We start from the raw sequence: 15320 nt of genomic DNA, 5'->3' as shown, positions 1-15320 counted from the left end.
ACATATATTAGGATTTCTTATTCACTCTCTTAATTATAAAAGGTATACGATTGCTCGTATACCTTTTGTGTACCTTTATTACTTAGCAACGAAATAATCCGTTACATATTATGCCCAAACTTCATGGCCTTTAGCACTTGGGAAACCAAACTCTGTCTAAATGAGCTGGGTTATTACTTAGTTACTTCAAGATGCGCTCTTAATTTATTCGTTAAATCTTGTTTTGCTGCATCTGGAACATAGTAGTACCAAATGCCATCAGCAGCCTTGTGACCGTCACCTGGGATTTGGATATCCTCACTATTTTTCAAGCAATCTTTATAGTTCTTTTGCATATCAAACATTTGATCTTGCGTTAAGTTTGTCTTCACATTCTTTTGAATTGCTGCTAATACATCTCCATAACCTGTTAAAGAAGAGAAGCTTGCACCTTTTTTGATAACACCTTGCATCACTTGACGTTGGCGCATCTGACGACCAAAGTCACCACGTGGATCTTGTTTACGCATACGTGTGAATGCTAGAGCCTGGTCACCTGTTAAATGAATATTCCCTTTCGCAAAATGATGCCCATCCTGCGTAAATTCTAAATCATTAGTTACATCTACCCCACCGACTGCATCAACGATATCTTTAAAGCCTTCCATGTTCACTTCAATATAATAATTAATAGGAACATTCAAGAAGTTTTCTACGGTCGCTACAGACATATCTACTCCACCGAATGCATAAGCATGATTGATTTTATCGCTTTTACCTTTTCCAACAATTTCTGTATAAGTATCACGAGGAATACTTACTGTTTTCATAGAGTTATTTTTAGGATTTAATGTAATTACCATTAAAGAGTCTGAACGTCCTTTATCATCACCGCGCTCATCTGCCCCTAGTAATAAAATTGACACTGGTTCACTCTTGCTAACTTTTTCTCCAACGTCACTGTTGTTTTGATCACGTTTTAAAGGTTTATGAACTTCCTTTAATGTATTAGATACAGAAGAATATACATTATAGGCATAAATTCCTCCACCTATGATTAGTACCCCAAGAATACCGAGTACCCAAAATAAAATTTTCTTTTTCATACCTTTACCCTCTTTATCAAAATTTTAAAATAATATATCTATTTTCATACTCCCCACTATATTACATTATTCTTGATTAAAAATAAAAGATAAATTAAAAAGAGCAATTATTATTTTCCATCAAAACAAGAAAAACTCCATCAATTAAATGATGAAGTTTTTTATTATCTTCTATATTCATATAAGTGTAATTTCCCCATAAAACAAAAAGATTCACACTTCTTATTTCTAATTATTTTTCAGTTTGGCCATCCTCTCGCATTAAGATGGATTTCTTCTATATTTATATAAATCCCTTGTTCCACGCATACTAAAGAAAAATAACTTAACATTCAGATAATTAACCCGAATGAACCCCTATGCATAGTACCTTTAGCCCTTCACTACTTTTCTCTGATATACCAAATATCTTTTGAAATATCTTTGCAATTAACAGCTATATGGTCATCGCTCCAAACAAAATTACCCGATTTAAAAATTGCAATCATCCTTGGATTATTTTGATATAAAAACATATCGCCTTCTTTAAACTTTCCATTCTCATAATCATGTAAAACCTCGTATAGCTTCACATTCATCATCTCTTTTCTCTATTTTGATAAACTTATTTTATATTTCTTTTACTGAAAAGGTGTGTTTTTCTTATGAAATCGCTGTGAACTTTTATAATTTTTTTAAAGTTCTGCCCCCTATACACTTAACAATTTAATGTATAAATTCCTACCTTTACTTTATTCTTTCATCACACTATAAATACCTTCAAATTTATATAAATTGCCTTCTTGTTATTCCAAAATTACCCTTTACTTGTTTAATTAAAGCTCTTATGAATAGTCTAAAGTAGTCCTACTACTAAATCCCTTTGCTAAATAAATCACATATTACTACTTGCAAATAAAATAGGTGAACACAAGGCTACAAACTCAGCCTGGTATCCACCTATCTGTATAAAAAACATTTTACGCTTACTATTCTTTTTTATCTCCAAGAGCGAACGTTATTTCTGTCTCACAAGCAATTTCACCATCTACAGTAGCAATTGCTTTTCCTTTTCCAATTGCTCCACGTATACGCGTCATTTCAACTTCTAAACGAAGCTGATCACCTGGACGGACTTGTCGTTTAAAACGGCAATTATCGATGCCTGCAAAAAATGCTAAACGACCACGATTCTCCTCTTTTTTCAGCATAGCAACAGCGCCAACCTGCGCTAAAGCCTCCACAATTAAAACACCTGGCATTACAGGATAATCTGGAAAATGTCCATTAAAAAATTCTTCATTAGCTGTAACATTCTTTATCCCAATAGCACGCTTTCCCTCTTCTACTTCTAAAACTTTATCCACTAGTAGAAATGGATAGCGATGAGGAATTATTTCTTTAATTTGTTGAATATCTAGCATACACTTCTCTCCTTACACAAGATTGGTCATACCACCAGAAGTTATACTATCATTATCCCATTTTAAATCTCATTTGTCATTATAAAAAAGGATGTCAAGATTTCTCTTCTAAATAAAAAAATGTATACACTCTTTTCAATATGTATTATCACTGACACGGAGGTTGAAAAGAGTGTATACCCAAGTTAGGGAAAGGCAAATTATATCAAATATATTAAGCCTTAATGTCGTATTCATAAATCATTATATAGGAGAAAATCTTGAAAGAAAAACCTAATATTACACCTTTTTTGTTTTTTTTCAGGATAATTATTAGCATTTTCTCTTTTTATCTCCTATTTTCTTTAAATTACTATATTTTAACATTAAAATAAAAATATTAAAAAATACGCTATCTTATCGTTATCACTTTTATACACGGTTTTCATTTATTAACATGGCTTTCACAAAATCAATCTACTATCAATATCTCTCGTACTCTTCGATTTCATTATACAAAAATGCCATTCAATTAAATTTCAATATCCTCTATTAAGAGTGATTGCCCCCTTTTCCTTATAACTTTCATGTATAATAATACAGTAACAATACTACCAGATTTTTAATTGGTAAAGGAAAGAGGCAATAAAATGACTGAACGTTTAAAAGTAATGACAATTTTCGGGACACGTCCAGAAGCAATTAAAATGGCACCTCTTGTGTTAGAGTTGCAAAAACATCCAGAAAAAATTGAGTCGATTGTGACTGTAACAGCGCAACATCGTCAAATGTTAGACCAAGTATTAAGTATCTTTGGAATTACGCCAGATTTCGATTTGAATATTATGAAAGACCGCCAAACTTTAATTGATATTACAACGCGTGGTTTAGAAGGTTTGGATAAAGTAATGAAAGAAGCAAAGCCGGATATTGTACTTGTACATGGTGATACAACGACAACATTTATTGCAAGTTTAGCTGCTTTCTACAATCAAATTCCAGTAGGGCATGTTGAAGCAGGACTTCGTACATGGGATAAATATTCTCCATACCCAGAAGAGATGAATCGCCAATTAACAGGCGTCATGGCAGATCTTCATTTCTCACCTACAACAAAATCAGCAACGAACTTACAGAAAGAAAATAAAGATGAGTCACGCATTTTCATAACAGGAAATACAGCGATTGACGCACTGAAAACGACTGTAAAAGAAACATATAGTCATCCTGTACTAGAGAAACTTGGAAACGATCGTCTTGTACTTATGACAGCTCACCGCCGTGAAAACTTAGGAGAGCCAATGCGTAATATGTTCCGTGCAATTAAACGTCTTGTTGATAAGCATGAAGACGTACAAGTTGTGTATCCGGTTCATATGAACCCAGTTGTTCGTGAAACAGCGAATGATATTTTAGGCGATCATAGCCGCATTCATTTAATCGAGCCGCTAGATGTAATTGATTTCCATAATGTTGCAGCTCGTTCATACTTAATGTTAACTGATTCTGGCGGTGTTCAAGAAGAAGCACCATCACTTGGCGTGCCAGTTCTTGTTCTTCGTGATACAACAGAGCGCCCAGAAGGTATTGACGCAGGTACATTGAAATTAGCAGGAACAGACGAAGAGACAATCTTTAGTCTTGCTGATGAGTTGTTATCAGATAAAGAAGCTCATGATAAGATGTCAAAAGCATCTAATCCTTACGGTGATGGCCGTGCATCAGAGCGTATTGTAGAAGCAATTTTACAACACTTTAATAAGTAAATAAAAAAGAGCCAAATCATATGCGATTTGGCTCTTTTTGTTATTAATCATTTCTTTACAATCGATATGGATTGAATTTCTTTATGTGTCTGATCTGAACGGGCTGCAATATAGTAACTTGTTGTTTCATAGAAGTAGTTTTTCTCTGCATCATTACTTAGGCTTTCTTTTCCTAATAATTCATGTAACTTTGCAATCGACATTGAAATATCTTGGAATACAACCTCCACTACCTTATCCTGTGAAATGCCAAATTGAATATTTCCATCTTTAACAATCGTTTTTCCCATCATACTTGGTAATGGATTTAAAGGTTGAGGATAAGTTGTCTCTAACTCATTTAATGTTTTACCAAAATAAGTAGGGGCACTTGCCATATTCCCTCCATATACACGTTTTAACAACGCAGTTACATCTGCTAACTTGGCATCCTCGATTATGTTATTATTCGATTTAAATGGTTCAATAAACTTTGTGCTTATCCATCCAATTTCACCACTTGATAATGTAACTTGTATCCATTCAACATCTTTTTTCTCGCTTTTATTATTATCAGATATACTAAAAATATCCCCGAAGTTGGCTACAGATAATCGTTTACTGCTTGCATCCGCTTCTTCACGAATACTGATTTCATTACTATTCACTATATAAGTTGAAAATTTCTCAAATGGTGTAGTTTCAATCGATTTTTTACTTGAAGTAATATTTTCTACCTCAACATTATTTCTGTTCTTTGAAAATATCCCCGTATAAAAAAGACCTGTCGATATTATTCCTGCTAGCATAGCCAAACAACACCCGATCATTACGCCTTTTTTTCTTTTAGGACGATTTAAATTACGCTTTCCATAATTTCCATGCGACTCCACAGTAGCGGCTTCTTGTAAAAGCCCATGTTGAAACTGCATCATCTGTTCTTCACGAAAACGTTGTTTCTCTTCCTTATTCATCCCATTATACTCTTTTAAAAAATCATTATAATGAGTAACTACTTCCTTAATATTTCCGTATTCTCTCACATGTCCATAATGAATCCATAATGCTTTTGTACAAAAACTTTTCACTTGCGAAATCGAATGACTAATAAAAAATATTGTTTTCCCTTGTTCTTTAAATTCATTCATTTTATCTAAACATTTTTTTGTAAATGTTTGGTCACCTACAGAAAGCGCCTCATCAATTACTAAAATATCGGGATTAACATGTGCAGAAATCGCAAATCCTAACCTAGACTTCATACCACTTGAATAAGTTTTAACAGGTTGATGAATGAACTTACCAATTTCCGCAAATTCAATAACCTTAGGAGTAATCTCCTTTATTTCCTCTTTCTTAAGACCCATCATCAAACCTTTTAATTCAATATTCTCAAGCCCCGTCAACTGACCATTTAATCCAGATGAGATTGCAATTAATGTTGCTGATCCCTTAATATCAATCGTCCCTTTACTGGGCATCGTTACTCCCGCTATTAAATTTGATAGCGTACTCTTTCCAGAACCATTTAAACCGATAATACCAACTATTTCTCCTTCTTCGACTTCAAACGAAACATTATTTAAAGCATAATGATATTCTCCATTGGAAGTTTTAAAAAATAAATCCTTCAACTTATCTAAAGGCTTATTGTACATCTTATACTTTTTTGTAACATTTGAAAATCTAACTCTATAATTCATTCAATCATTCACCTTTTATAAATAGTCAATAAACTGCCTACGAAATCTCACATGAAGCAAGGAGCCGACAGTAAACATAAAAATAATGATTCCCCAAAAATATAATGTATAAACAGAGAACAAAATAGAAGTCGAATTATATACTAATGCTTCTCTATACAATTCTATCACATAATAAAAAGGATTTAATTTCATTAAGCTTAAAAATAATTGTGGCATATTCTCTTTAGGTTCCCATAATATAGGTGTTATAAAGAAAAGCATTCTCGTAACTGACTGAATTAACAAATGAACATCTCTTACAATTGTTGATAATGTCGAAGTAATAAAGGATAGCGCGATTAAAAAAATTGTTAAAGATAACATTCCATAGATTAATATTAGAAAATGCACCGAGCTGATCCCTTGATTAACGATAACAATAACGATTAACAACATCATTAATATCAAATGCGTATATAATCTAGAAAGTATCACGTATGAAGGAATAATACTTAATGGAAAATTCATTTTAGAAACTCCACTTAATCGAGCATAAATAGAATTTGATCCTTGTATAATAGATGAACTTATATAAAACCATGGAACTAAACCAGATATCATCCAAACAAAGTAAGGAACGCCATTAACCGGCGCTCCCCCTCGAATTCCCAAACCAAATATTATCCAATAAACACCTATTTGAATTATAGGATTTAAAAACACCCATACTATCCCCAACATATTAGCTACATATGTTTTCTTTAATTCATACATTGATAATCTACGGATTAAATATGCATATTGAAGCTGCTCCGATAATATGGTTTTTATCGATTTCATGGTGTAACCACTTTTCCTTTTACTTCTTCATATACATTTCCGAAATTAATGATTTTTATATTGCTATCTGTATTTGCCTGCACACAGTTGCGTGTATCAAATACCAATGCTTGTTTCATACTAGGGGCTAACTTTCCATAATCTAATGTTTTAAATTCGCTATGGTCCGTTAAAATTAAAATTAAATGCGCATCCTTAACAGCCTCTTCTGCTGAATGTAGTTCAAAGAAATCAGATTCTACATGAGGATCATGTGCTGCAACTGTAATTCCTTCGTTACGAATTAAATCAATTACATCCATTGCAGGACTTTCGCGCATATCATCAACATTTCCTTTATATGTAACACCAAACGCTGCTACCTTTGGAGACTCTATACCATTAAGTAAACCTTTTACTTGCGTAGTTACATATTGTGGCATAGAAACATTCGTTTCTCGAGAGAGTTTAATAATATTCGCTAATTCAGGGGCTTTTGCAACAATGAAGTATGGATCAACTGCTAAACAATGTCCTCCTACGCCTGGACCTGGGTAATGCAAGTTTACACGTGGATGTTTATTAGCCATTTCAATTACATCTAATACGTTAATATCTAATGAATTACAAACTTTTGTTAATTCATTTGCAAGCGCAATATTTACATCACGGAATGTGTTTTCCATAAGTTTGGACATCTCCGCTGTTTTCGCATTTGTTTTTATGATCTCTCCCTGGACAAATACACCATATACACGAGCACCAGCTTCTGCACAAGTAGGAGTAACACCACCAACAATACGGTTGTTGTATACTAATTCATGTAAAATTTGCCCTGGCAGAACACGTTCTGGACAATGAACAAGATAAATATCTTCACCAACTGTAAATCCAGCTTCTTCTACTAAAGGTTTTACGTAGTCATCCATACTACGTGGTGCAATTGTAGATTCTACAATGATAACATTACCTTTTTTTACAAATGGTAATACTTGTTTTGTAGCTGTTAAAACATATGTTAAGTCACAAGACTTATGTTCATCATCATGGTTTGGTGTTGGAACAGAAATAATAAAAGCATCCGCTTCTTCAGGTGTTAAAGACGCACGAAACTTCCCATCTGTAACAACCTTTTTTACTACATCTCCAAGACCTGGCTCTTCAATATGTATTTCACCGTTGTTTAATTTATCTACTACCTCTGGATGAATATCTACTCCAACTACTTCTGCCCCATATTGTGCAAACATTGCTGAAGTCGGTAGTCCAATATAGCCTAGGCCCATTGTACATATTTTCACTTTTTATAACCCCCATAAAATTATTATATCAATTTTGTTAACTATTATTTATTAAATCAAATTAAATGTCATAAGTCTATAAATCTGACAATAATCACCCAAAAAAAAACAATTCCAAAATTATGTAATATATACTTTTTATCTATATTTAATAATATATAAATTATTAAAATTATTAAACCTCGACAAATTTCAACTTTATATTGCTTTAGTTTTTTAAATATCGGTATACTTAGTTATGATAAAAAGTCCCATATCAATAAAAAATGAAAGGTTGATTAAATTTGTTCAAAGACTATACAAATATAATTGTACAATATGAGGAATTATATAAATCAGAATTCATATACAACAAACCGTTTATCTTAACAGTAAATTGGAATAACACCAAATATGAATTTTTTATTAATTTAAAACCAAATGCTTCAAACTTACTTGTATTTGGTTCTGGAGCATACAATCCTCAAAAAATGAAACCACCTGTTTTCCAAAGACATTCATGGATTGATCACTTCGAAGATTCAACCATTTTTTATAATGATCCTACATTATATTTAGGGCCAATGAATCTTGGGTGGGGACATGGTACAACAGATAAATTTTACCTAGAAGACATTGCTGATATTATCCAAATCGTAATGGACAAAATCTCTATAAAGTCTCAACATGTCTTATTTTACGGAAGTTCTGGTGGAGGATTTATGTCTCTGGCACTCGGCGGGTTTATTAAAGGAGCAAAAGTTCTAGTAAACAACCCTCAAACAGTTGTAAGTAATTACTACGAATCACATGTTAATCGTTTATTTAAATTTTCACATCCACAATTAAGCAAAGGAGAAATATTAAAAAAATTCCCAGAACGTTTAAATATTTTAGAGCTATATAAAAAATTGAGTCACGTTCCAGATATTTACTACTTACAAAATATTGCTTGTGGACATGATATGAAAAATCATGTAACTCCTTTTATATCAGGATTAAAATCTTTAAATGAAACTACTAATTTTAAACAAGTACATTTTGATTTTTATTTTGATAAAGAACTAGATCACAATCCAGTAGATTTGGAAAAAACATTATACTATATTTATAAAGTAAAACCTTAATTATCAAGAATAAAATTTGGGTGTATCTATTATTTGCAAAGTACAATGTAAAACCTTTGATTTATATAAAATATTACTTTTTAAAAAATTAAATCTAAAAATGGCTTAATGAAATATTTCATTAAGCCATTTTTAAGGATAAAGCCAGTACTCTTCTAAACTCATACCTCTTTAACTTTATTTTTTACCCTTGCAGGATTATATTTTTATGTATGTTTAGCGAATTATCATAAATTTCCCGTACAATATATCCCTTGAATGACTCTAACCTCTTAAAGGGCCTAATCATATTTCCCTGGCCTAAAATGATAGTCAAAGTAGCTCTTTCTTTATTATAAATCATCTTATTTCTAAACATAGAATTGAATGTTTTGATTACTCATTTCGATAGAAATAAGACGATTTATTTTATCAAAGCTCGCAAAATTAAAGCTATCAATAGCTTCCTTTCCAAGTTTAATAGCAGTAAGAAGATAGTCAGAATTAACATTTTTTGAGAATTCCAACTGATTTATTTCTGTTGTTTTCCCAAATTGTTCAGAAATAATAGCCTTAGGTGGATTAGCTTGTCCCTTATGAATATTCACACTATCTACATCATTAATTTGCTCAAATTCTATAATTTCATTATCACTAATTATCTGGATTTTTGAATCCATAACCTCTTTTACTTCTATATGTGGAGCTAAATTAAAGTATTGTGATACCTTTACACTATTTTCACTTATAATCTCATCTAAAAAAATTACCAAATTAGGTTTTAAAAATATGACCGTTCGCTTAAATAATGTATCTTTATAACCTCCATTTATTCCTTGAACCATATCCATTTTATTTGTCGAAACAAATGAAGTTGTTTTGATTTTTCGATTTACACCTTGAGATTTATCAAATACATACCTCTCATTAGGAAAAGCAATAGTATTATGCGCTTGTGGTGAAATAACATAACTTCTTACTGGTGAACGTCCATAACTATATTTTCCAGGGTCAACCAGAATGTCGTGTCCCTTGTAAAATATATTTACTGATAAGTCATCATAATGCTTATGCGTGGTAGTACCATATCCACAGACAAACGATAACCAAGTGGAGTTTTCTGGATTATCTTCATCTTTTGATTGCATGACAGTAATACCAGCTACTTGATCATGGAAACTATCATAAATTTTATTTTGTGCACCTATCGGGAGTAATCCTGAGTCTCCAATAGCTGGTGTTAGTCCATTAGGCTTTACAATATAATTGAAGTATTCATCTGACATTTCCAGTCTTGTAACTACATCTTCACCTAAAGTTAAATCATTTTTATTTAAGAAATTTTCAATCGACTTGTATAAATTTCTTACAATTCTATGATACTCTGGAGAATTTTCTAAATGTACACCTTGTTGACTATAACTAAAATAAAATGTATCTTTTAAACGCCAAATTCCCTTTTCAATCCATCTATTCGATTCTGGATGATCTAAAATAATCCCTAACATAATTAAGGCGCGGTCCATCATAATTCCATGATTATTTTTATGATAATTTTTATCATCAAAAAGGTATTTACCATGTGTAACCAACAATTCAATATACTCTTTTTCTTCAATAGGTAATTTTTCTTTCGCTATTAAAGCTAAGTAAACCAAATTATGCGTTCTATAAGCTGTCGGATGATCATACCAAAGCATTTTATTATTAGGTTTTTGTTTCTCATAATTTATCCAGGATAAGAAAATCTCCCTGGATTTTTCCAAATACTCTTCATCATTTGTTTGTTCATAAGCATTTAATAAGTGACATAGAACATTTAAAGCATGCATATATAATTGGTATGTATCTGGTGCTGTATGGTGGCGATAGTTCCAGTCTATCCCTTCCTTAAAGTCAATTACATCCAAACTATTAAAAAAGTGAAATTTATTATCCAAAATAAGATTAGCGACCCTTAAAGTATCTTTAGATGTTTTATAAATCTTTATAATTTGATTCGTTTTCAATCCCCTTAGTTTTACATTATATTCCACAAAAAACCTTCCTTTCTTATAAATCCTTATTAATTACAATAATAAAGATATAAGTTAACAAACTTATATCTTTATATAAAAATACTATAAAATTGCATATTTTTCTTTTATTGATATATAATCCTTATGCTCACACCACTTTGCAAAGCGAATAAGATCAGGATCCTTTAATTTTACATCTTCCTTATACAAATTAAATATCTTAGCAATGATTTTAATTGACTCTATTGCTTCGTCCTTTTTAACTTTTTGCAATTTGGTTAAATACCAATTTTTAAAATAATACTCAAATCTTCTTTCTAGATACCCCTCTAAAATACCATGCCTTCTAAGTGCCTCTACTCTGCGCTGTTCTAAAGCATAGTATTTTTCGTAGAATCTCTTTGAAATACTATTTACTGTTGATCCCGAAACAGCGGCGTAATAAACATGTACGTCCAAGTTAACAGCCTTAACTTTATCTGAATGCAACATTAGTTCATGGAAGAATAACGTATCTTGTCCAGCTGCTCCGACAACCATACTTAATGAATTATTAGCAATAACTTCCCTTCTTACTACTAGCGCCTGAATACTCGCAGCTTTAAACTTACTATTAATTAATAGTTCTTTTGTATTTCCTACTATTGTATCTTGTTTATTATTATGTTGGACAACTGTTCTATAGTAATTTAAACGCATAGCTTTATCTGACAAACGGAATATATTCCCTACAACAAAATCATAATCACTATTATTAATTTCATCATAAAGCTTTCGATAGGCATCATTTACTGCCTCATTATCAGGGTCTAAATAAGTAATGTATGGTGCTGTTGATAATTCAAATCCTTTATTACGTGGACGTGAAGCACTAGCACTTCCTCCATCATTAAAGAAATAAGAACTAACATTGCCGTAGTCCTCCGTCAACCGACTAACAATTTGGGGTGTATAATTATCAGTTGAACCATCATCAACAATAATAATTTCCATATCATTGAATATACTACTACGTTTTAAACTATTAAAACATTTATTTAATAAATAATCACCATTATTATATGTAGGAATAATAACAGATAACTTATAATCCTTCTCAGTTTGCATTTGCTCTTTTAAAGGACGATTATTAAACTCAAAACAATCTACACTATAACCATTCGGAAGTTCTACGGCACCTGTCATTCTTAATAATTCTTTTGCATCATATACCTCAGCCCAAAATACCGTTCTATTTTTATCATACATTGTTGTAACATAGTCATGTTGCACACCGGATACAAGTATGTCCTTTTCATAATAAGCTTCCTTTGTAATGTAATTACAATTCGTGTACTTAAATGCATTAATCATATCTTCCAGATAAAAGTCTCTATATTCTTTATCCTCACTAAAGAATGCTACAAAATCATACTGTTTTTTGATTTTTTCATTAAATTCACTTTCTAAAATTAAATCTTTATCTGGATATGTTTGCTTTCCAAACATTTTCTGAATACGCCTAGATTTCGTTTTAACCACTACAGCAACTTTTCTTAAAACTTTCCCATACGGGTAACCTATAGTATCTAATAATTGCTCTAAACGGTGGAATGTTGTTTCACTCGACATCACTTTACGAACACCATACATTTGATGCTTATATTTTTCTTCCTCAGTAAAACCATTTAATATATCCTGAGCCTCATTTTTATCATGAACTAAAAATACATTAGGAAATTTATTATTAATAGCGGTACTATAATTAGATAAGAGAATATTACCTAATGCTTGTAATTCATATACGCGATTCGCAAACATAGTTTCACTATACTTTACAGAATTCAAATTAATAGCCCAATCATATAGCTTATGTAGCTTCTGTAAATAGCCATGTTCAATAGAAGGAGAAACATATTTTGTATACTCTTTCGGGAAGAAGTATTGAGCATTGTTCAACTCATAGTTTCTATCAATAATTTTTATACCTGCTTCTCCATTAATAATTCCATCGAATATCATTCTTGTATCTTCTTGCCTATGAGGATACTTTCCATACCAAGAACCAGCAAATAAAACTTCTTTTTGTTTAGTAAACTTTTTAATTCCTATTGGATTATGATAAATTGGATTTACTCCAAAACTTAAGACATTTACATTTTCATTTCCGCAATCCTTTTTATAATTCACTACAACTTCTTCAGCAGTAGTAAAAATATAATCACAATTTTGAGCTATTTCAATAAACCGTTCATAGTTAACCGGATCTTCCTTAGAATAGAAAACAACTTTCACGCCTTTTTCTTTGTATACTTTAATAATTTCAAATAGTTGTTCACGGCGTTTACGTGATTTAGGATTACCTAAACCCTTCCATTCTAGATTTAAACCTTTCCAAGTCGTTGCAATAAAAAAGACATCTAATTTATTTGCATAATCTCGATAATTTTCAGGTGTAATATAGATAAAATTAGCGATACCGTTAAAAGAATTATATAAAAATTCATCCGCAATAATACCAATATTCACATTTGCTTTCGGATAAAATTTGCTTCCATCACTCTCAGGAAGCTCCTCCAGCATGAATTTAATTCTATTGAAATATTCCTTATCACAATTTTCATCACGATACTCAATATATTCAACTTCGCTATCTTTCTCTTTTACTTTTTCCTTTGGAGTTTCTATAGCTTGAATATTAGAAATAGAATTTTTCTCAAAGTGTTTTGTCTTTGTTTCTTTGATCAATAACTCTTTTTTAAATAATTGCAATTCTTCTTTTTCTATTTCTAATAATTTTGTTTCAGACATAATATCATATTGAAGTGTTTTTTTTCGTTTTTTTATATTATTTAATCTCTGATTTATTGAATCGTTATTCAAATCATTTACCTCCAAAATCACTTTTTACGCCATTTCCAATAAGATAATGTAGCTTTCCCCAACTTTGAATGACTTAAAGCCTGATATTTCTTTGAAATTTTTTCATGCTCATTTAATAATTTTTGATAGCTTTTCAGTAACTTTTCTTCCTTTTTATAGGATTCTAATAATTCATCTTGCATTCCTATAGTTTTTTCACGTGAATCAATTGTAGCTTCTTTTTGCTCTAAAATTATATTTCTCATTTTTGTGAGTTCCTTATACGCAAAAATAACTTTTTCATTTAAAGCTTCATACTCTAAAGATTGTCCCTTCATTGCCTGTTGTAATGCATTAATCTCATTTCCTTTTTCTGCAATTGTTTTATTTGAAATTGCCAATACCATAGCTTTATGTTCTAATTTTTTTTGCAATTCCTTTATGCTATCTTCTGCCTTAAAGAGAGTTTCTTTATAATTTTTAATTTCTGTATCTTGAGTTTCCATCATATTATTTAATTTATTAATTATATTAATCTTTTCCACTAAGTCATTACTGAATGTTTGATAGAAATCTTTTTGTTCCTGCGCTCGCTTGTGTAATAGCTTATTCTCTTCTTGCAGACGTTCGTTTGAAGATTTAGCATCTATAAGTTCCTGATTTGCTAACTCTAGATTGGATACTTTCTTTGTTAGTTTATCAACCTGTCTTTTTTTTTCTATTAAAATCTCAACATAATTATCCGCGAATTTTCTAACTACGTCTTTATTAGATAAAGCTTCACAAGATATTTCACTACTTTTGCTTAAAATTACTCCCATTAATTCTCCAAAAAATTCAATATCATTAATTACTAAACCTTCTTCCAATAATTGAAACAAATTAGTTAAAGAATAGCTTTCATCATCTATTGACTCATGCATTTCATTTGAGATTATAAGGATTATTGTCCCGTGATTATTTAATAATTGCATAGCTTTTTTAATAACTACATCTAAATTCTTTATATTTTCTAAAATGATACTATCATACTTACGTTTGTTAAAACGATAACCTAAAAATTTAGCAACCTTAAAATTCACGTGTTTCTTTATATCATTAGATTCCTTATGAAGTCTTTTTTTGGCATAATTAATCAAACCACTTGAAGCATCCATCCCAAAAACTTCTTTTCCTTCTCTCCCAAGCGAAATTGAAATGTCTCCTTTTTGACAATTTACATCTAGTATTTTCTTCCCTGTAATATTTCGGCAGACCCATTCCGTAGTATTAGCTGTTTTATAAATAGCCGCTTCCTTATTTTTACCAGAAATTACCTGTTCCATATTTTTATTTAATTCCTCCCTGTGACTTGCTCTT

11 protein-coding genes are annotated in these 15320 nt (G+C 31.1%); 2 read left to right on the top strand and 9 right to left on the bottom strand.

The window, feature by feature from the left end:
* Positions 1 to 173: 173 nt before the first annotated feature.
* The 3 genes from lytR to fabZ all read right to left on the bottom strand — a co-directional run bounded on the left by lytR (position 174) and on the right by fabZ (position 2488).
* Positions 174 to 1085, bottom strand: coding sequence for a transcription antiterminator LytR (lytR, locus tag QEP67_RS01110; RefSeq protein WP_061673562.1), 912 nt, complete (start codon positions 1083 to 1085; stop codon positions 174 to 176).
* Between the two features lie 383 nt (positions 1086 to 1468).
* Positions 1469 to 1666 (bottom strand): hypothetical protein, encoded by a 198-nt coding sequence (locus QEP67_RS01105; RefSeq protein WP_098058567.1) that lies wholly within the window; start codon positions 1664 to 1666, stop codon positions 1469 to 1471.
* A gap of 387 nt (positions 1667 to 2053) precedes the next feature.
* Positions 2054 to 2488: a 3-hydroxyacyl-ACP dehydratase FabZ gene (fabZ, locus tag QEP67_RS01100; protein ID WP_098058568.1), complete on the bottom strand. Its 435-nt coding sequence runs from the start codon at positions 2486 to 2488 to the stop codon at positions 2054 to 2056.
* A 629-nt stretch (positions 2489 to 3117) separates the two neighbouring features.
* On the opposite strand from fabZ, the gene wecB reads away from it, so the two are divergent.
* Positions 3118 to 4233, top strand: a complete 1116-nt coding sequence (gene wecB, locus QEP67_RS01095) for a UDP-N-acetylglucosamine 2-epimerase (non-hydrolyzing) (protein WP_064469962.1) — start codon at positions 3118 to 3120, stop codon at positions 4231 to 4233.
* A 47-nt stretch (positions 4234 to 4280) separates the two neighbouring features.
* Here wecB and tagH read toward each other — a convergent pair whose 3' ends face one another.
* From tagH to QEP67_RS01080, 3 genes are read right to left on the bottom strand one after another with little or no spacing between them, the layout of a single operon-like run.
* Positions 4281 to 5915, bottom strand: coding sequence for a teichoic acids export ABC transporter ATP-binding subunit TagH (gene tagH / locus QEP67_RS01090; protein ID WP_064469961.1), 1635 nt, complete (start codon positions 5913 to 5915; stop codon positions 4281 to 4283).
* A 15-nt stretch (positions 5916 to 5930) separates the two neighbouring features.
* Positions 5931 to 6737 carry an ABC transporter permease gene (locus QEP67_RS01085; protein WP_064469960.1) on the bottom strand — a complete coding sequence of 269 codons (807 nt, stop codon included), beginning with the start codon at positions 6735 to 6737 and terminating at the stop codon, positions 5931 to 5933.
* Positions 6734 to 8017, bottom strand: a complete 1284-nt coding sequence (locus tag QEP67_RS01080; RefSeq protein WP_029441050.1) for a nucleotide sugar dehydrogenase — start codon at positions 8015 to 8017, stop codon at positions 6734 to 6736. Before QEP67_RS01080 ends, QEP67_RS01085 begins: the two co-directional genes overlap by 4 nt.
* Positions 8018 to 8301: 284 nt before the next feature.
* Between QEP67_RS01080 and QEP67_RS01075 the strand changes: the two genes are divergently transcribed.
* Entirely contained in the window at positions 8302 to 9123 is an 822-nt protein-coding gene (locus tag QEP67_RS01075) for a glycosyl transferase family 2 (protein WP_098058425.1), read from the top strand.
* Between the two features lie 350 nt (positions 9124 to 9473).
* On the opposite strand, the gene QEP67_RS01070 is transcribed toward QEP67_RS01075, so the two are convergent.
* The 3 genes from QEP67_RS01070 to QEP67_RS01060 all read right to left on the bottom strand — a co-directional run bounded on the left by QEP67_RS01070 (position 9474) and on the right by QEP67_RS01060 (position 15286).
* Positions 9474 to 11138 (bottom strand): heparinase II/III family protein, encoded by a 1665-nt coding sequence (locus tag QEP67_RS01070; protein WP_353706499.1) that lies wholly within the window; start codon positions 11136 to 11138, stop codon positions 9474 to 9476.
* A gap of 84 nt (positions 11139 to 11222) precedes the next feature.
* Positions 11223 to 13982: a glycosyltransferase gene (locus tag QEP67_RS01065; protein ID WP_064469957.1), complete on the bottom strand. Its 2760-nt coding sequence runs from the start codon at positions 13980 to 13982 to the stop codon at positions 11223 to 11225.
* Positions 13983 to 13999: 17 nt separating this feature from the next.
* A complete protein-coding gene (locus QEP67_RS01060; protein ID WP_064469956.1) occupies positions 14000 to 15286 on the bottom strand; it encodes a methyltransferase domain-containing protein in 1287 nt (428 codons plus the stop codon).
* Positions 15287 to 15320 lie beyond the last annotated feature (34 nt).

The sequence above is a fragment of the Bacillus cereus group sp. MS39 genome (genome assembly GCF_040448665.1).
In the GTDB taxonomy this organism is placed as follows: Bacteria; Bacillota; Bacilli; order Bacillales; family Bacillaceae_G; genus Bacillus_A; species Bacillus_A wiedmannii.
The sequence above is the reverse complement of the archived record's forward strand: the minus strand, read 5'-3'. Positions and strand labels throughout refer to the sequence as shown.